Origin of the sequence: Oscillibacter sp. KLE 1728 (assembly GCF_934833455.1) — a bacterium.
Lineage (GTDB): Bacteria > Bacillota > Clostridia > Oscillospirales > Oscillospiraceae > Oscillibacter > Oscillibacter welbionis.
The window spans coordinates 12,536-29,483 of record NZ_CAKVVF010000020.1; the positions used below are offsets into that span (position 1 = coordinate 12,536).

The window sequence follows — 16,948 nt, forward strand, 5'->3', positions numbered from 1 at the left end:
GAAAAGGCCAAGCCCCTTTCCCAACCAAGTTTCTTAACGAAAAATTAACAGTCTTTCAGAATATTGCCGATTGAACATCCCATGGAAAAAGTGTATGATGTCAACTAATGTGGTATCATGCGGTTAGCTGTTGAAAACTCTGACGCAACCGTTTTCCCAGAAGGAGGAAGCAGAGTTGAAAGTTGGACTTGACGTAGGATCCACCACCATCAAATGCGTGGTGCTGGACGATGCGGATAATCTGGTATACAGTACATACGAGCGGCATTACAGCCATATTCTGGAAAAGTCGGAGGAGCTGCTGCGCCGGGTGGCGGATCAGCACGGCGCAAAAGCGGATCTGGCCATCTCCGGCTCTGCCGGCATGGGCATGGCGGAGAGCGTGCAGGTCCCATTCGTGCAGGAGGTGTTTGCCACCCGCGTGGCGGCCAACAAGCTGGCCCCGGGGACGGACTGCATCATCGAGCTGGGCGGCGAGGACGCCAAAATCCTGTTCCTCACCGGCGGTATGGAGGTGCGGATGAACGGCTCCTGCGCCGGCGGCACCGGCGCCTTCATCGACCAGATGGCGACGCTGCTGAAAATGAGCGCCGACGAGATGGACGCCGCCGCCCAGCGGGCGGAGAAGACGTACACCATCGCCTCCCGCTGCGGCGTGTTCGCCAAGAGCGATGTGCAGCCCCTCATCAACCAGGGCGCCAAGGCGGAGGATATTTCCGCCAGCATCTATCAGGCGGTGGTGAACCAGACCATTGCCGGGCTGGCCCAGGGCCGGCCCATCAAGGGCAACGTCCTGTACCTGGGCGGGCCCCTGACCTTCTCCCGAGTCCTGCGGGAGAGCTTTGACCACACCCTGGGGGTCCAGGGCACCTGTCCGGAGAACAGCCTGCTGTACGTGGCCCTGGGCGCAGCCTTCTATTCCGACCAGGAATTCGACCTGAACCAGGTGGCGGACGACCTGCAGAAGCACGGCGCGGCGGAGACCTACCGCTCCCTGCCGCCCCTGTTCAGCAGCCGTGAGGAGTATGAGGCGTTCCGGACCCGGCACGCCAAGGCCACGGTGCCCCAGGTGCCCTTCGGCGCGGACTACGCCGCCCCGGTGCACATCGGCGTCGACTCCGGCTCCACTACCGTGAAGCTGGTGGTCATCGACCAGGACGCCCGCATCCTCTTCTCCGACTACCGGCCCAACCTGGGCAACCCGGTGCCCCTCATCCGGCAGGTGCTGCAGGAGCTCTATGACGAGCATCCGGCCCTCCATGTGGCGTCCGTCACCACCACCGGCTACGGAGAGGATCTGGCGAAAAACGCCTTCCACGCGGACTACGGCGTGGTGGAGACGGTGGCCCACTTCACCGCCGCCCGCCACTTCCTGCCCAATGTGGACTTCATCATCGACATCGGCGGCCAGGACATGAAATGCTTCAAGATCGAGGACGGCGCCATCAGCAACATCTTCCTGAACGAGGCATGCTCCTCCGGCTGCGGCAGCTTCCTGCAGACCTTCGCCCAGGCGCTGGGGTACGACGTGAAAGAGTTTGCCCAGCTGGGCCTGTTTGCCGAGCGGCCTGTGGACCTGGGCAGCCGCTGCACTGTGTTCATGAACTCCAGCGTGAAGCAGGCCCAGAAGGACGGCGCCACCATTGAGAACATCTCCGCCGGCCTCTCCATGTCCGTGGTGCGCAACGCCATCTACAAGGTCATTCGGGCCTCCTCTCCCGAGGAGCTGGGCCGGAACATCGTGGTCCAGGGCGGTACCTTCTACAACGAGGCGGTGCTGCGGGCTTTTGAGAAGGAGATGGGCGTAGAGGTTATCCGACCCAATATCGCTGGCCTCATGGGCGCCTACGGCGCCGCCCTGTTCGGCCGGGGAAAGGCCCGGGCGGATCAGACCAGTACGCTTTTGAACCGTCAGGAGCTGGCGGACTTCCGCCAGGAGACGGAGAGCCGGGTGTGCGGCCTGTGCGGCAACAACTGCCAGCTGACCATCAACACCTTCGCCGACGGGGCCACCTTCATCAGCGGCAACCGCTGCGACCGGCCCGTCACCGGCAAGGCGGACACCGGGGAGCGGAACCTCTACGAATACAAGCGCAAGCTGATCCTGGGCTACAAGCCCGTCCCCGGCAGGCGGGGCAAGATCGGGCTGCCCCTGTGCCTGAATATGTGGGAGCTGCTGCCCTTCTGGCACACCTTCTTCACCAAGCTGGGCTTCGCGGTGTACCACAGCCCCTTCTCCAGCCGGGACCTGTATCTGAAGGGGCAGGGCACCATCCCCAGCGACACCGCCTGCTTCCCCGCCAAGTTGGCCCACGGTCATATTCAGTTCCTCGCAAAGCTTGGCCTGGACGCGATCTTCTACCCCTGCATGACCTACAATCTGGATGAGGGGCTGGGGGACAACCACTACAACTGCCCTGTGGTGGCCTACTATCCGGAGGTCATCGCCGGCAACTGCCCAGAGGTCCAGCAGACCAAGTTCATCTATGACTATGTGGGCCTCCACCGGCCCAAGGACTTCACCAAAAAGATCTTCACCATCCTGCGCAGCTACTTCCCGGACATCACCAAGGGCGAGGTGAAGGAGGCCACCGACGCCGCCTACGCCGAGTACGCCCACCACATGTCCCTCATCCGCAAGGAGGGAGAGCGGATCATCGACCAGGCCCGGGCAGAGGGCCGCCGGATCATCGTGTTGGCAGGCCGGCCCTATCACGTGGACCCGGAGGTCAACCACGGCATCGACACTCTGATTACCCGCGCCGGCGCCGCGGTCATCACGGAGGACTCCATCTCCAACCGGGTGGAGAAATTCCCTACCACGGTGCTGAACCAGTGGACCTACCACGCCCGTCTCTACGCGGCGGCCCGCTACTGCTGCACCCAGCGGGATATGGACCTGGTGCAGTTGGTCTCCTTCGGCTGCGGCGTGGACGCCATCACCTCCGACGAGACACGGGAGATCCTGCAGGCGGGTGGCAAGTTGTACACCCAGCTGAAGATCGACGAGATCACCAACCTGGGCGCTGTCCGCATCCGGCTGCGGAGCCTGTTCGCTGCCCTGGATGAGCAGGACGAGGCCCGGGAAACTGCCAGAAAGGAGGCGTGAGACATGGAGCTGGAATTCCAGAATTACCCCAAGTTCACCCCTGAAATGAAAAAGACCCATAAGATCCTGATTCCCAACATGGCCCCGGTGCAGTTCCGCATCCTGGCGGCCGTCATGCGGCAGGCCGGCTACACCTGCGAGCTGCTGGAGAACTGCGGCAGCCAGGTCAGCGAGCTGGGATTGAAATACGTCCACAACGACACCTGCTATCCCGCCCTGCTGGTCATCGGCCAGTTCCTGGACGCCCTGGGCTCCGGGAAGTACGATCTGGACCACACCGCCCTGATTATCACCCAGACTGGCGGCGGCTGCCGGGCCTCCAACTACATCCACCTGCTGCGCAAGGCCCTGGTGAAGGCAGGCTATGGCCAGGTTCCGGTGGTGAGCCTGAACTTCTCCGGATTGGAGAAGGACTCCGGCTTCCCCATGACCCTGCCCCTGATGCGCAAGCTTCTGGCCTGCATCTACTACGGCGACCTGCTGGTGGCCCTGAAGGCCCAGACGGAGCCCTATGAGACCCACAAGGGGGACGCGGCCGCTTTGCAGGAGAAGTGGCTGGACACCATCTGCGGCTGGGTCATGGAGGACAAGGGCTGGTCCGGCCGGGAGATCAAGGCCGCCATGCCCAAGATCGCCGCAGAGTTCGCCGCCATTCCCGTTCACCGGGTACCCAAGGTGAAGGTGGGCGTGGTAGGGGAGATCTACGTGAAATACTCCCCCCTGGGCAACAATGACCTGGAGAAGTTCCTGGCCTCCCAGGACTGCGAGGTGAACCTGCCGGGCCTGATGGGCTTTGTGCAGTACTGCGCCTACAACCCCTCCGAAACCGCCCGGCTGTATGGCGGCACCTTCCTGGAAAAGCATGTGTCAAGCGTAATCCTGGACTACATCGAGGGCATGGAGAAGGTGATGATCCGGGTCCTGAAGGACAACGGCTTCCACGCGCCCCTGCCCTTCCGGGAGCTGGTGAAACTGACGGACGGCGTCATCTCCACCGGCAACAAAATGGGTGAGGGCTGGCTCCTCACCGCCGAGATGATCGAGCTGGTGCGGGCCGGGTACGAGAACATCGTCTGTGCCCAGCCCTTCGGCTGCCTGCCCAACCACATCTGCGGCAAGGGGATGATCAACAAGATCCGGGAGCTGTACCCCCAGGCCAACATCACCCCCATCGACTACGATCCCAGCGCCACCCGGGTGAATCAGGAGAACCGCATCAAGCTGATGCTGGCGGTGGCCCGGGAGCGGCTGGCGGAGAAGACTGCAGACCAGAGTGCCCGGGAGACTCCGGCGCCCGCAGAGACCCCACAGAGCGCGGCGGAGCCTCAGACAGTCTCCGTATAAACAAAGCCATAACTGGAAGTGCCGGCGCGGCAGACCCGAGAGGGTCTGCCGCGCTGTTGTTTTCTGGCCGTGCTCCCAGCATTTGTGCCTTGAGGCCCGCAGCCCGTTCCGGTAAAATAGGGCGTGACGACACACGCATTTTGGTGACGATTATCTGAAAAAGGAGCGTTTTCCCTTGCGAAATTTCATCAGACGAACCGCCGCCGCGCTGGCCGTCCTGTGTATGGCGGCCCTGCTGTTGGGTACCCCCACGGAGGCGGAAGAGCGTACATATTCCGCCGGAGGAGAGGCGGTGGGCTACTACGCCGGATGGGCGGCCTACCAGGGCTTCACCCCTGACCAAATCCCGGCGGAGCATCTGACTCAGATCAACTACGCCTTTGCCCAGATCGACCCAGATACCCTCACCATTGCTCTGGAGAATCCCGCCCATGACCAAAAGAACCTGGCCGCCCTGCGGAAGCTGCGCCAGCAGAACCAGCATCTCAAGCTGCTGATCTCCGTGGGCGGGTGGTCGGACTCCCAGTACTTCTCCGACGCGGTCGCCACGGCGGCCCGGCGGGAGAGCTTCGCTGCCAGCTGTGTGGACTTTGTGGTGGAGCAGGGCCTGGACGGGGTGGACCTGGACTGGGAGTACCCGGTATCCGGCGGCGCGGCGGGGACCATCCACCGCCCGGCGGACAAGCAGAACTTCACTCTGCTGCTTCAGGAGCTGCGGGAGCAGCTGGATCGGCAGGGCCGCCGGGACGGGAAGGACTACGCCCTCACTATCGCCGGCGCCGCCGGGAGCTGGTACTTAAACCAGATCGAGGCCGTGAAGGTGGCCGCCATTGTGGACCACATCTTCGTGATGGGCTATGACCTCCACGGCACCTGGGATACCTACGCGGACTTCAACGCACCCCTGTATGCGCCCTCCGGCACCTCGCCCCAGAGCAGAAGCAGCATCTCCGATTGCGTACAGGCCTATCTGAAAAAGGGTATCCCGGCGGAAAAGATCGTCCTGGGGATGCCTTTGTACGGCTATGCCTACCAGGGGGTCAAGGCCCAGAACAACGGCCTGTACAGCACTTACACATCAGCCAAATCCGTCAGCTACAAGATGCTGAAGAAGAGCTATCTGGACAACACGGACTACCGCCAGTTCCGCCATGAAGAGGCGCAGGTGCCCTGGCTCTACGGAAACCGCACCTTCGTCTCCTACGACGATGCCGTGTCCCTCGCTGCCAAGGCACAGCTGGCCCGGTCTCTGGGTCTGGGCGGCGTGGGGTTCTGGGAGATCTCCCAGGACGATGGGGGAGAGCTGATCGCTGCCGCCAGCGGGGCCTTCCGCAGCACCTGGGACAATCCCTTCCGGGACGTACCCCCCGGCGCGTGGTATGAAGAGGCGGTCCAATATGTGTATGAGGCGGGGCTGATGCAGGGGACCACCGGCAGCACCTTTTCCCCTGACCGGGCATCCAACCGGGGCATGATCGCCGCCATCCTCTACCGACTGGAGGGCAGACCCAGGGCGGGGACGCCTCCCTTCACCGATGTGGCGGCGGACAGCTACTGCGCCGATGCGGTGGCCTGGGCGGAACAGCAGGGAATCGTCCGGGGCTTTGACGACGGCACCTTCCGCCCGGAGGGGCGGATCACCCGCCAGCAGCTGGCGGCCATCCTGTTCCGGTACACGGAATACAGAGGAGCGGATACCGCGGGCCGGACGGACCTGAGCCGCTTCTCCGACAGCGCCGCTGTGGCGGACTATGCCCGGGATGCCCTGGCCTGGGCGGTGTCTGCCGGACTGCTCCAGGGCCGGTCCGACGGCACGCTGGATCCGTCCGGCTCCGCCACGCGCGCCCAGACGGCAGTGATCCTCCAGCGGCTGGAAACACTGCTGGAAAAGAACTGAACAGAGTGCCGCAGGGCCGGGACACACTGTCCCGGCCCTGCATGCGTCCTCTCCTTGACGGACCGTCCCGTTCCAGGTATGATGGAACCAACAAGATTGGCCGGCAGAGAAGGGGGAGCGATTCGATGAAGGTGTGCATTCTGATGGGCAGTCCCAGAAAACAGGGCAATACCAACGCCCTGCTGGGCCCCTTCCGGCAGGAGCTGGAAGGGCTGGGGGCGGAGACGGAAACTGTATGGCTCCATGCTCTGGAGATCAGGCCCTGCACGGCCTGCCGGGCCTGCCAGCGGGACTGGACGGCATTCGGTTGCGCTCAGCGGGACGACGTGCCCACGATCTTTGACAAGGTGCTGGCGTGCGATCTGATCGTGTTGGCCACGCCCATCTATTCCTGGTACTGCACGCCGCCCATGAAGGCATTGCTGGACCGGCTGGTGTACGGCATGGACAAGTATTACGGGGCGGAAAAAGGTCCCGCCCTGTGGGCGGGGAAAGCCCTGGCTCTGCTGCTGACCTGCGGCTACCGCCCGGAGCGGGGCTGCGACCTGTTCGAGGAGGGGATGCGCCGGTACTGCAAGCACGCCCAGCTCCGTTTTCTGGGCAGCCACGCGGAGCGGCACCTGGGGTATGACGTCCCCTTCATGGACGCGGAGAAAGAGGCCCGCACCCGGGCCTTTGCCCGGGAGCTGTGGGATGCCGTGCATTGAAGCACAGCCCCTGTGAGACCGCCGCCCGGCGGTCTCTTTTTCTGCGCATGGGCGGGATAAAACCGCCCCAAACGGTTGACGGACACGGTCCCAAGGCGGTATAATAACATGATTTACAATGGATAAGAGTTTGTCTGGAGGAATTTTGGTATGTGGATCGCGGAGCAATGGCGGGACTATGAGCTGCTGGACTGCGGCGGGGGAGAGAAGCTGGAGCGCTGGGGAGAGCAGTACCTGGTGCGGCCGGACCCCCAGGCCATCTGGGACAGCCCCCGGAAGAACCCCGCCTGGAAGCGGGCCAACGCCCGGTATCTCCGCAGCCAGTCCGGCGGCGGCCACTGGGAGAAGAAGACCCTGCCGGAGAGCTGGAAGATCCGCTACCGGGACCTGACCTTCCAGGTGAAGCCCATGAACTTCAAGCACACGGGCCTGTTTCCGGAACAGGCGGTGAACTGGGATTTCGCCATGGAGAAGATCCGGAACGCCGGGCGGCCCATCCGGGTGCTGAACCTGTTCGCCTACACCGGCGGGGCCACGGTGGCCTGCGCCAAGGCGGGGGCCAGCGTCTGCCACGTGGACGCGGCCAAGGGCATGGTGGCCTGGGCCAGGGAAAACGCCAGACTCTCCGGCTTGGGGGAGGCCCCCATCCGCTGGATCGTGGACGACTGCGGCAAGTTTGTGGAGCGGGAGATCCGCCGGGGCAAGACCTACGACGCCATCATCATGGACCCGCCCAGCTACGGCCGGGGCCCCGGCGGCGAGGTGTGGAAGCTGGAGGACAACCTCTACGACTTCGTGAAGCTCTGCGCCGGCGTGCTGTCGGAGCGGCCCCTGTTCGTGCTCATCAACTCCTACACCACGGGCCTGGCCCCGTCGGTGCTGGGGTATCTGCTGCATCTGTTGGTGGGGGCCAAATACGGCGGCAAGTGCACCTGGGACGAGCTGGGCCTGCCGGTGACGGAGACGGGCCTGGCTCTGCCCTGCGGTGCCACAGGCCGCTGGTGCAGCGAGTGAGGCCGTGGGACGGACTGCGGCATACCTGCTGACGCTGGCAGCGGGGGCGGTGCCTGCCCTGGCGCTCTTTGGGTGCCTGAGCCCCCGGCGCCGGCGGCACCTCGCCGCCGCGGGCCTTGCCAGTCCGGTGGTCCGGGAGGCGGGGATGGCCCTCTTCTGGATGTTCTGCGGCGGCATGGCCCTGGTGACCCTGACGCCCCGATGGGTCGTCCAGGCCCTGGCGGACCTGCTTCAGGGCTGCGGCTGGAACGGGGAGGGGAATCCCTTCTTCGCTCCGGGGACTGTCAATCTGGTTCCCTTCCGGACCCTGGGCGACGGTTACATCCTGGCGGGGAATCTGATCATGTTCCTGCCCTTTGGCTTTTTCCCCGCCCTGCTGTGGCGGGGGTGCACGTGGAAACGCGCGCTCGCCGCGGGCCTGTGTGTCACGGGGTTCATTGAGTGCTGGCAGCTGCTGGTGGGCCGGGCCTTTGACATCGACGACCTGTGGCTCAACACCCTGGGGGCCTTTTGCGGCTTCTGGAGCTGGTGCCTGCTGGACCGGGCAGCCCCCGGCTGGACCCGGCGGTTCAGGGTCCGGCAAATACAAGACTGACGAAATGAGGACAGCTATGGCGGAGATCATCCGAACGGAGAATTTACAGTACGCCTACCCGGCGGACGAGGGAGCGGAGCCGGTTCTGGCCCTGAAGGGCGTGGACCTGACCATTGAGCAGGGCTCCTTCGTGGTGGTGCTGGGCCACAACGGATCCGGCAAGTCCACCCTGGCCAAGACGCTCAACGGTGTTCTGCTGCCCTGCGGGGGCCATGTGTACGTGGAGGGAATGGACACCCTGGACGAACATCTGCTGCTGGCCATCCGCCGGACGGTGGGCATGGTGTTCCAGAACCCGGACAACCAGATCGTGGCCAACGTGGTGGAGGAGGACGTGGCCTTCGCCCCGGAGAACCTGGGGGTTTCCAGCAGGGAGATCCGGCAGCGGGTGGACGACGCCCTGGCGGCGGTGGGCATGGGCGAGTTCGCCCGCCACGCGCCCCATCTGCTCTCCGGCGGCCAGAAGCAGCGGATCGCCATTGCCGGCGTGCTGGCTATGGAGCCGGAATGCATCGTGCTGGATGAGGCCACCGCTATGCTGGACCCGGTGGGCCGGCGGGAGGTGCTCTCCGCCGTTCACAGGCTGAACCGGGAGAAGGGCATCACCGTGGTGCTCATCACCCACCACATGAACGAGGCGGAGGACGCCGACCGGGTTGTGGTCATGGACGACGGAAAAGTCATTATGGACGGCGCGCCCCGGCAGGTCTTCACACAGGTGGAGCGGCTGCGGTCCATGGGACTGACGGTGCCGGACACGGTGGACCTGCTGGACCGGCTGCGCAAAGACGGGCTGGACGTGCCCCTCACCGCCCTGACGGTGGAGGAGTGCGCGGACGCCATCCTGGCCGCCGTTTCCAAGTAATCGGAAGGGAAGAGAACATTGGAACCGATACTGCAAGTACAACATCTGACCCACACGTACAGCGTGGGCACGCCCTTCCAGCGCAGCGCGGTGGAGGACATGAGCTTTGACGTGTACGATGGGGAGTTCTTAGGGATCATCGGCCACACCGGCTCCGGCAAATCCACCCTGATTCAGCATCTGAACGGCCTGTTGCGGCCTACGTCGGGGCAGATCCTGCTCCATGGGAAGGACATCTGGGCGGAGCCGAAGAAGATCCGGGACGTCCGCTTCCAGGTGGGGCTGGTGTTCCAGTACCCGGAGTACCAGCTGTTTGAGGAGACGGTGTACAAGGACATCGCCTTCGGCCCCATCAACCAGGGCAAGACCGGGGAGGAGCTGGACCGCTGTGTCCGGGAGGCCGCCCGCCTGGTGGGCATCCGGGACGATCAGCTGGACAAGTCCCCCTTTGAGCTCTCCGGCGGCCAGAAGCGCCGGGTGGCCCTGGCGGGGGTCATGGCTATGGACCCCCAGGTGCTGGTGCTGGACGAGCCCACCGCCGGACTGGATCCGGCGGGCCGGGAGAACCTGATGGCCAACATCCGGGACTACCACCGCAATAAAAAGCGCACCATCATCCTGGTGAGCCACAGCATGGACGAGATCGCCCGGAATGTAGACCGAATCCTGGTGCTGAAGTCCGCTCACGTGCTGATGAGCGGGACTCCGGCGGAGGTGTTCGCCCGGGCGGAGGAGCTGCTCTCTGCCGGGCTGGACGTGCCACAGGTGACCCGTATTGCCATGCGCCTGCGGGAGCAGGGCCTCGCCATCGACCCTGCGGTCTACACCGTGGAGACCCTGGAGCGGGAGCTGCTGGCGCTGAGAAGGGGGGAGACGGGATGCTGAAGGACATCACCCTGGGCCAGTTTTTCCCCGGCGACACCGTGGCCCACCGCCTGGACCCCCGGACGAAGATCCTGCTGGTGGTCCTTTACATCGTGGCGCTGTTCTGCGCCAAGAGCCTGCTGGCCTACGGCATTCTGGCGGCGGTGCTGGCAGTGTGTGTCCGCATCTCCCGAGTAGGGATCAAATCCCTGGTGCGGGGGCTGAAGCCGGTGGTGTTCATCATCGTGTTCACCGGCATTTTGAACCTGTTCTTCACGCCGGGAGAGCACATCCTGGCAGAGCTGGGCTTCCTGCGGATCTCCGCGGAGGGTCTGCAGAACGCCGTGTTCATGGTGCTGCGGATCATGCTGTTGATCATGGGCACGTTCCTGATGACCTACACCACCAGCCCCATCAGCCTCACCGACGGGCTGGAGCGCCTGCTGGGCGGATTGAAAAAAATCCATGTGCCGGTCCATGAGCTGGCCATGATTATGTCCATCGCCCTGCGGTTCATCCCAACCCTGATCGAGGAGACAGACAAGATCATGTCCGCTCAGAAGGCCCGGGGCGCGGACTTTGAGAGCGGGAATATCATCCAGAAGGCCAAGGCCCTGATCCCCATTCTGGTGCCGCTGTTCATCAGCGCCTTCCGCCGGGCGGACGAGCTGGCGGTGGCCATGGAGTGCCGCTGCTACCACGGCGGCGAGGGACGCACCAAGCTCCATGTGCTGCAGTACGAGGGGCGGGACTATCTGGCCCTGGTGCTGGGGCTGGCCGTCACCGCGGGGATCATCGTCCTGCGGCAATTTACGTAACGATTTGCCGGTCCGCGGACTGGCTGCCCAGGGTGAGGCCCAGCCGCAGGCCGATGGCGAAGGCAGCCGTGCCCCAGCGGAGATAGCGGCTGGAGAGGAGATCACAGACCTGGATCTGCATGTCCTGCGGCATGGACATCCGGTCCAGCGCCGCCTGGATTTCCGCCTCATCATAGGGCGCCTGCTCCTGCATCAGATGGTCGCCGTAGGTATCGAACAGAAGCTCAAAAACGGATGGCATAGGAGACACTCCTTTGCGAATACAGCTTTTTATGGTATCATTTCGGAATGATGAAACCAGTATAATACAGAAATTTCTGTAAGTCAACAGAACGATCAGAAAAAACTGTATTTTAAGAAAGGGAATGGTCCTTTGGATGTTTTGACTACCTCAGCCAGAATTAAGGCCCGCTGCAAAGCGCAGAAAATTTCAGTCAAAAATTTGCTGGAGCAGACACAGATCAACCGGAATTTTATCTATGACCTGGAAAAAGGCGGACAGATTCCGTCAGCGGAAAAACTGGAACGCATCGCCGACTATCTGGACTGCTCTGTGGACTATCTGCTGGGGCGGACAGACAACCCGGCGGTCAACCGCTGACCGGACTCACCGGAAGAGAATTTTCTCCGGGGGGGAATGTAGGGGAGACAGTCTGCCGTCCGGCTGCCCCGCATTTTCAATCGCCCGGAGCTGGTAATCATCGAGATCCGTCCGGACGCATGACTGGAAATCATGGATAGTGGACATGGCCTGATTCGGAGCGGCTGTGTTTTGGCAGAGAGGGGAGAGTCCTATGAAGAAGCAGAACATCTGGCTTTGGGCCCTGACTGCGGCTGTGGTTTTGCTGGCAGCAGCCCTGGCGGAGACGCAAGGACAGCTGGGGGAACTTCAGACGGCGTATTCCGCGCTCCAACAGGAGGTGGGAGAACTCCGCCTGGACTTGAAAAGCACACAAAACCGCCTTCAGGAGCAGGAGGAGGCGCTGGAACGAGCGGCCGCCCAAACCGCCCCGCAGCCGGAGGAGTCGCTGCTGGAGCGCTATGAGCTGACGCCCCTTCGGCTGGACGCCGCGGCCCATCAGGTGGAGCTTGGGGTGTCCCTGACCCTGACTACGCCGGACCAGTCGGCGGAAGCCACCCTGAATGTCTATCAGGGCGGCGCGGAGCGCAAGCGTCTGGCCCAGGTGGAGCTGACCCGGTCCGGGGATGGAATCTTCTCCGGTCAGGCGGCGGTGCCTGCGGACAGCACCTCACTCCAGATTCTGGTGACGGTCCGGACCGGCGGCGATACGGCCACAGAGCGGCTCTATGAGGGCCGTGCCACCGGATTGTTGCCGATGGCGCTGTCCAGCCGCAGCGGAGAGGCGGCCCTGCAGGAAGGAGAAGCCCGGATTACCGCCGCCGTCCGGCTGCGTGAAAAGGCGGCCGCAGCCTCCGAGCAGACATTCCGCCTGTACCGGAACGGTCAGTTGGAGGAGACCATCCCGGCCGCCTCCGGCCAGGAATCCGGCACCTGGGAGGGCACCGGGACGGTATCCTGCGCCGCCGGGGACCAGCTGGAGGTGCGGTTCTTCTGCGTGGACGGCCTGGGCCTGGGCTATGAGTTCCCTGTCCGGACCTGGACGGTAAAGGAGGACCGGCTGGCGCCAGGCTGGCCCGTCACCAACACCCCGGTGCTGGTCTGGCCGTAAACGGGACGGGGCGCTGGCGGAAGAGGCGCAGGACGGCAGGAGATTCCGGCCGCCCCGGAAGGCTTATCCCCGGATACATGAACTGCGGCGCCGCACAGGGGAGTCCGTCAGATCCGCGGACGGCGACCGGAGCAATCCTGCATCAGCGAGAGGCCCAGCCCCAGGCCGATGGCGAAGGCAGCCGTGCCCCAGCGGAGATAGCAGCTGGAGAGGAGATCACAGACCTGGATCTGCATGTCCTGCGGCATGGACATCCGGTCCAGCGCCGCCAGGATTTCCGCCTCATCATAGGGCGCATACTCTTGCATCAGGCTGTCGCCGTAGGTGTCGAACAGAGTTTCCGAAATGCTTGTCATGGGGATTCCTCCTTAATATGTGTTGTTCCGATATCCTTTTTGTGGTATGGTATTTCTTATTTATACGCTAAATGGATTTTATCATGTAATAGCGTGATTATCAAGATGTTTTTCACGCTTTTTCGTGATTTTAGAGCTTTACAAAAGGCGGGGCAAATTTTATGTATGTTACACAAGACATTGCAGACCGCATTAAATGGCGCCTCAAAGAAAAAGGCATCCGCACAAAAGATATGCTGTCTGATTTGAACATGGGAATTAACGCGATATCAGAATTTGCAAAAGGCAAGCAAATGTCCTGTATTGCCCTTGCTCGCATCGCCGACTATCTGGACTGCTCTGTGGATTATCTGCTGGGGCGGACAGACAACCCGGCGGTCAACCGCTGAGTTGCCCTGCCGGATAAAAAGAGCGTTCCCGCCGGGAACCCCGGACGGCGGAACTGCCAAAGGAGAGCTTATGCGCAACATTGCCCTGAAACTCATGTACAACGGCACCGCCTACCACGGGTGGCAGGTGCAGAAGAACGCGGTCACCGTCTGCGGGACCCTGGAGAAGGCCATTGCTGACATCTGCGGCGGCCCGGTACACCTCACCGGCTGCGGACGCACCGACGCCGGTGTCCACGCGGAGCACTACATCGCCAACTTCCGCACGGAGAGCCGCATTCCCGTGGACCGGCTCCCCTTCGCCGTCAACACCCACACGCCGGAGGACATCGCGGTGAAGGAGGCCTTCGAGGTGGCGGAGGACTTCAACGCCATCGGCTCCTGCATCAAGAAGGAGTACACCTACCGCATCTACAACTCCCGGTTCAAGAACCCATTTTACGTCAACCGGGCCTACTTCTATCCCAAGCACCTGGACGAGGAATTCCTGAACCGGGCAGCGGGGATGTTCGTGGGCACCCACGACTTCGCGGCGGTGCGTTCCGTGGGCACGGAGACGAAGTCCACTGTCCGCACCATCTATTACTGTGACGTGACCCGGAACGGAGATCTGCTGGAATTGAAGGTCTGCGCCAACGGCTTTTTGTATAACATGGTACGGGCCATCACCGGCACCGTGCTGTACGCGGCGGAGGGCAAGTTCACCCCGGAGGACATCCCCGGCATTCTGGAGCGGGGGGACCGCACCGCCGCCGGTCCCACGGTGCCGCCGGGGGGACTGTACCTGACAAGACTTTGGTATGAGGATGAACGGCTCAATGGCTGATACGACGAACGACATCTGGAACGACAACGACGGGGAAGAGGACGAGGCTCCCCGGAAGGGCGGACGGCTGCGCCGCTTTGGGATCTTCTTTCTGGTGCTGGCGGCGGTGCTGGGCGTGGTGCTCGTGGCCGCGTACCGGGACGGCACCGGCTTTGACGCCCTGCGGCGGCTGTTTTCCTACGGCAGCGGAGAGGAGAGCACTGCTGAGGCCCAGTACGACTACGACGCCTCCGACAGCAACCGCTTTGCCGTCCTGGGGGATTCCCTGGTGGTGCTCTCCGACACAAAGCTGCAGGTCCTGGCGCGGGGCGGAGAGGAGATCTGGTCCACATCCGTGCGGATGAGCGCCCCTGCCCTGGAGACGGGCGGCGGCCGGGCTGTGGCTTACGACGTGGGGGGCACAGAGCTGTATGTGGTGGACGAGGGGGGCGAGGTAGGCTCCCTCACTGCTCCGGAGGACGCCCCCTATTTCTCCGCCCGGCTGAATGAAGACGGTTGGCTGGCTGTGACCACAGAACTGCCGGGCTACAAGGGCGGCGTCACCGCTTATAACAGCCAGGGGACGGAGGTGTTTTCACTCACCGCGTCGGACCGGTTTGTCATCGACGCCCGGGTGACAGATGACGATAACACTCTGGCGGTGGTGACCTTAGGCCAGGAGAACAGTGTGTTCGTCAGCAACATGGTACTTTACAGCCTGGAGACGGCAGGAAATGTAGACCCGGCGGCCGACTACGATGTGACCGACGGTCTGGTGGCTGCCGTCGGAGAGCAGGACGGCCAGTTGGTGACGGTATCCGACACCTGCCTGACCTACGCGTCCCCGGCCGGGGAGGTGCGCGCTACCTACTCCTATGCCGGCAGCTATCTGCGGGAATACGACTTGCACGGGGACGGCTTCACCGCCCTGCTGCTGAACCGGTACAAGTCCGGCGGTGTGGGCCGGTTGGTGACGGTGGACACGGACGGGCAGGAGATCGCCGCCCTGGACGTGAACGAGGAGATCCTCAGCATCTCCGCTGCCGGACGGTATCTGGCGGTGCTGTATATGGACAGCGTGGTGATCTACACAGAGGAGCTGGAGATCTATGCTCAGCTGGAGGGCACGGACTACGCCCGGTCGGTTCTGATGCGCCAGGATGGCTCCGCCCTGCTGCTGGCGGCAGAGAGCGCCCACCTGTTCCTGCCTTGAGTGGGAAACATTGATCTTGGAATTCACAAAACGTTTACGAGCAAAAAGGTAGGCAAGCATGACAACACCTGTTATAATAGACGTGATTATGGCTGTGGTTTTGATCGCTGCGGTCATCTACGGTGCCCACAGGGGCCTTTTCCGGGCCCTGGCGGGATTGGCGGTGGTGATCGTGGCCCTGGTGGGGGCGGCCATCATCGCAAATACCCTGGCCGCCCCGGCGGCCCGTCTGGTGACGCCCCTGATCCGGGAGCAAATCGAGACGAAGGTGGACGAGGCTATGGCCCGGCAGTCCCAGGAGGTCCAGATGCCGGAGGAGGACGTGGACGAGGGCTTCGCCATCGAGGACCTGCTGGCCCTGATGGGACTGGACGAGGACGTGCGGAACTCCCTGGCCAGCCAGACGCAGGAGAAGATCCAGGACACCGGCGTCTCCTTGGTCATGGCCGTGGTGGAGAGTCTGGCCCAGTCCATTCTCTATGCGGCGCTGTTCCTGGTCTCCTTCGTGGGACTGACGATCCTGCTGAAGCTGCTGATCCGGGCTATGGACCTGGTGCTGCAGCTGCCGGGGCTGCACCTGGTCAACTCCCTGGGCGGCGCCGTGATCGGCCTGATCGAGGGGGCCTTGGTGCTGTTTCTAGCCATCTGGGTTCTGCGGCGCTTCGGCGTCTCCTTTGAGACAGACACCGTCTCAGCCACCCATATTTTACGATTTTTTGCGACACACACGCCCCTGAGCGCGCTGTCGCTTCTGCAATGACGAACGGGGCCGTTGCCCCGCCGGCGTCACGATTTCTGGAGGGATTTACACGATGCAGCCGACACTTTGTTCAAGATGCAAGAAGAACGTGGCCGTTGTCTTCATCTCCAAAATGGAGGGGGACAAGACCACCAACGAGGGCCTGTGCCTGAAATGCGCCAAGGAGCTGGGCCTGCCCCAGGTGGACGATATGATGAAGCGCATGGGCATTTCCGACGAGGATCTGGACACGCTCAACAATGAGATGCTCCAGGCCATGAGCGGCGTGGAGAATATCGAGGACCTGCCCGGCGGCGAGGACGCCGGGGAAGAGGAGGAAGAGGGCAAGACCGCCACCTTCCCCTTCCTGAACCGCCTGTTCTCCGGCGAGGCCGCCAAGGGCGGCGAGAGCGGCGGCCAGGAGGAAAGCGGTGCCCGAAGCCGGGAAAAGGAGCGCAAGGACCCTAAGAACGGCAAGCGCAAATATCTGGAGAACTACTGCATCTCCCTGACGCAGCGGGCCCAGGAGGGCAAGCTGGACC

The 16,948-nt window shown here is 63.1% G+C and carries 17 protein-coding genes and 1 pseudogene; 16 read left to right on the top strand and 2 right to left on the bottom strand.

Annotated features, from left to right (window positions below):
- The first annotated feature begins 175 nt into the window (after positions 1-175).
- The 9 genes from QVE23_RS03685 to QVE23_RS03725 all read left to right on the top strand — a co-directional run bounded on the left by QVE23_RS03685 (position 176) and on the right by QVE23_RS03725 (position 11,213).
- Positions 176-3,109, top strand: coding sequence for an acyl-CoA dehydratase activase (locus tag QVE23_RS03685; RefSeq protein WP_136891704.1), 2,934 nt, complete (start codon positions 176-178; stop codon positions 3,107-3,109).
- 3 nt (positions 3,110-3,112) lie between these two features.
- Positions 3,113-4,453, top strand: a complete 1,341-nt coding sequence (locus tag QVE23_RS03690) for a 2-hydroxyglutaryl-CoA dehydratase (RefSeq protein WP_410762974.1) — start codon at positions 3,113-3,115, stop codon at positions 4,451-4,453.
- A 175-nt stretch (positions 4,454-4,628) separates the two neighbouring features.
- The gene (locus tag QVE23_RS03695) at positions 4,629-6,350 is read left to right on the top strand and encodes a glycosyl hydrolase family 18 protein (protein ID WP_136891705.1); all 1,722 of its coding nucleotides are present in this window, start codon (positions 4,629-4,631) and stop codon (positions 6,348-6,350) included.
- A 125-nt stretch (positions 6,351-6,475) separates the two neighbouring features.
- Positions 6,476-7,057 carry a flavodoxin family protein gene (locus tag QVE23_RS03700; RefSeq protein ID WP_119310874.1) on the top strand — a complete coding sequence of 194 codons (582 nt, stop codon included), beginning with the start codon at positions 6,476-6,478 and terminating at the stop codon, positions 7,055-7,057.
- Between the two features lie 150 nt (positions 7,058-7,207).
- Positions 7,208-8,071 carry a class I SAM-dependent methyltransferase gene (locus tag QVE23_RS03705; protein WP_287967588.1) on the top strand — a complete coding sequence of 288 codons (864 nt, stop codon included), beginning with the start codon at positions 7,208-7,210 and terminating at the stop codon, positions 8,069-8,071.
- Between the two features lie 4 nt (positions 8,072-8,075).
- Positions 8,076-8,666 (top strand): VanZ family protein, encoded by a 591-nt coding sequence (locus QVE23_RS03710; protein ID WP_273482644.1) that lies wholly within the window; start codon positions 8,076-8,078, stop codon positions 8,664-8,666.
- 16 nt (positions 8,667-8,682) lie between these two features.
- Positions 8,683-9,531, top strand: a complete 849-nt coding sequence (locus tag QVE23_RS03715; RefSeq protein ID WP_025544872.1) for an energy-coupling factor transporter ATPase — start codon at positions 8,683-8,685, stop codon at positions 9,529-9,531.
- 18 nt (positions 9,532-9,549) lie between these two features.
- Complete coding sequence (locus QVE23_RS03720) at positions 9,550-10,416, top strand: energy-coupling factor transporter ATPase (protein WP_287226417.1); 867 nt, start codon at positions 9,550-9,552, stop codon at positions 10,414-10,416.
- Positions 10,410-11,213 (top strand): energy-coupling factor transporter transmembrane component T family protein, encoded by an 804-nt coding sequence (locus tag QVE23_RS03725; RefSeq protein WP_256264461.1) that lies wholly within the window; start codon positions 10,410-10,412, stop codon positions 11,211-11,213. Before QVE23_RS03720 ends, QVE23_RS03725 begins: the two co-directional genes overlap by 7 nt.
- On the opposite strand, the gene QVE23_RS03730 is transcribed toward QVE23_RS03725, so the two are convergent.
- Positions 11,206-11,454 carry a hypothetical protein gene (locus QVE23_RS03730; protein ID WP_021749417.1) on the bottom strand — a complete coding sequence of 83 codons (249 nt, stop codon included), beginning with the start codon at positions 11,452-11,454 and terminating at the stop codon, positions 11,206-11,208. The genes QVE23_RS03725 and QVE23_RS03730 overlap by 8 nt on opposite strands.
- A gap of 141 nt (positions 11,455-11,595) precedes the next feature.
- Here QVE23_RS03730 and QVE23_RS03735 point away from each other — a divergent pair, with 141 nt between their 5' ends.
- Positions 11,596-11,814: a helix-turn-helix domain-containing protein gene (locus tag QVE23_RS03735; RefSeq protein WP_256264511.1), complete on the top strand. Its 219-nt coding sequence runs from the start codon at positions 11,596-11,598 to the stop codon at positions 11,812-11,814.
- A gap of 193 nt (positions 11,815-12,007) precedes the next feature.
- Positions 12,008-12,904, top strand: a complete 897-nt coding sequence (locus tag QVE23_RS03740; protein WP_021749419.1) for a L,D-transpeptidase — start codon at positions 12,008-12,010, stop codon at positions 12,902-12,904.
- A gap of 107 nt (positions 12,905-13,011) precedes the next feature.
- Here the strand turns inward: QVE23_RS03740 and QVE23_RS03745 are convergent, their stop codons facing one another.
- Positions 13,012-13,260 carry a hypothetical protein gene (locus QVE23_RS03745; protein ID WP_276896621.1) on the bottom strand — a complete coding sequence of 83 codons (249 nt, stop codon included), beginning with the start codon at positions 13,258-13,260 and terminating at the stop codon, positions 13,012-13,014.
- 161 nt (positions 13,261-13,421) lie between these two features.
- On the opposite strand from QVE23_RS03745, the gene QVE23_RS03750 reads away from it, so the two are divergent.
- The 5 genes and pseudogenes from QVE23_RS03750 to QVE23_RS03770 all read left to right on the top strand — a co-directional run.
- Positions 13,422-13,649 carry a helix-turn-helix domain-containing protein gene (locus QVE23_RS03750; protein WP_021749421.1) on the top strand — a complete coding sequence of 76 codons (228 nt, stop codon included), beginning with the start codon at positions 13,422-13,424 and terminating at the stop codon, positions 13,647-13,649.
- A gap of 70 nt (positions 13,650-13,719) precedes the next feature.
- On the top strand, positions 13,720-14,475 hold the full coding sequence (gene truA / locus QVE23_RS03755; RefSeq protein WP_119310877.1) for a tRNA pseudouridine(38-40) synthase TruA: 756 nt from the start codon (positions 13,720-13,722) through the stop codon (positions 14,473-14,475).
- The gene (locus QVE23_RS03760) at positions 14,468-15,667 is read left to right on the top strand and encodes a DUF5711 family protein (protein WP_287967589.1); all 1,200 of its coding nucleotides are present in this window, start codon (positions 14,468-14,470) and stop codon (positions 15,665-15,667) included. The genes truA and QVE23_RS03760 overlap by 8 nt, the downstream gene beginning before the upstream one ends.
- 58 nt (positions 15,668-15,725) lie before the next feature.
- Positions 15,726-16,427 (top strand): CvpA family protein, encoded by a 702-nt coding sequence (locus tag QVE23_RS03765; RefSeq protein ID WP_021749424.1) that lies wholly within the window; start codon positions 15,726-15,728, stop codon positions 16,425-16,427.
- 52 nt (positions 16,428-16,479) lie between these two features.
- A pseudogene (locus tag QVE23_RS03770) lies at positions 16,480-16,948 on the top strand (ATP-dependent Clp protease ATP-binding subunit); the annotation flags it as partial.

Bases quoted from the DNA above. Each gene is read 5' to 3' on its own strand.
- QVE23_RS03765 (WP_021749424.1), top strand. From the start codon at position 15,726: ATGACAACACCTGTTATAATAGACGTGATTATGGCTGTGGTTTTGATC.
- truA (WP_119310877.1), top strand. From the start codon at position 13,720: ATGCGCAACATTGCCCTGAAACTCATGTACAACGGCACCGCCTACCAC.
- QVE23_RS03700 (WP_119310874.1), top strand. From the start codon at position 6,476: ATGAAGGTGTGCATTCTGATGGGCAGTCCCAGAAAACAGGGCAATACC.
- QVE23_RS03705 (WP_287967588.1), top strand. From the start codon at position 7,208: ATGTGGATCGCGGAGCAATGGCGGGACTATGAGCTGCTGGACTGCGGC.
- QVE23_RS03760 (WP_287967589.1), top strand. From the start codon at position 14,468: ATGGCTGATACGACGAACGACATCTGGAACGACAACGACGGGGAAGAG.
- QVE23_RS03690 (WP_410762974.1), top strand. From the start codon at position 3,113: ATGGAGCTGGAATTCCAGAATTACCCCAAGTTCACCCCTGAAATGAAA.
- QVE23_RS03740 (WP_021749419.1), top strand. From the start codon at position 12,008: ATGAAGAAGCAGAACATCTGGCTTTGGGCCCTGACTGCGGCTGTGGTT.
- QVE23_RS03730 (WP_021749417.1), bottom strand. From the start codon at position 11,454: ATGCCATCCGTTTTTGAGCTTCTGTTCGATACCTACGGCGACCATCTG.
- QVE23_RS03750 (WP_021749421.1), top strand. From the start codon at position 13,422: ATGTATGTTACACAAGACATTGCAGACCGCATTAAATGGCGCCTCAAA.
- QVE23_RS03745 (WP_276896621.1), bottom strand. From the start codon at position 13,260: ATGACAAGCATTTCGGAAACTCTGTTCGACACCTACGGCGACAGCCTG.
- QVE23_RS03715 (WP_025544872.1), top strand. From the start codon at position 8,683: ATGGCGGAGATCATCCGAACGGAGAATTTACAGTACGCCTACCCGGCG.
- QVE23_RS03725 (WP_256264461.1), top strand. From the start codon at position 10,410: ATGCTGAAGGACATCACCCTGGGCCAGTTTTTCCCCGGCGACACCGTG.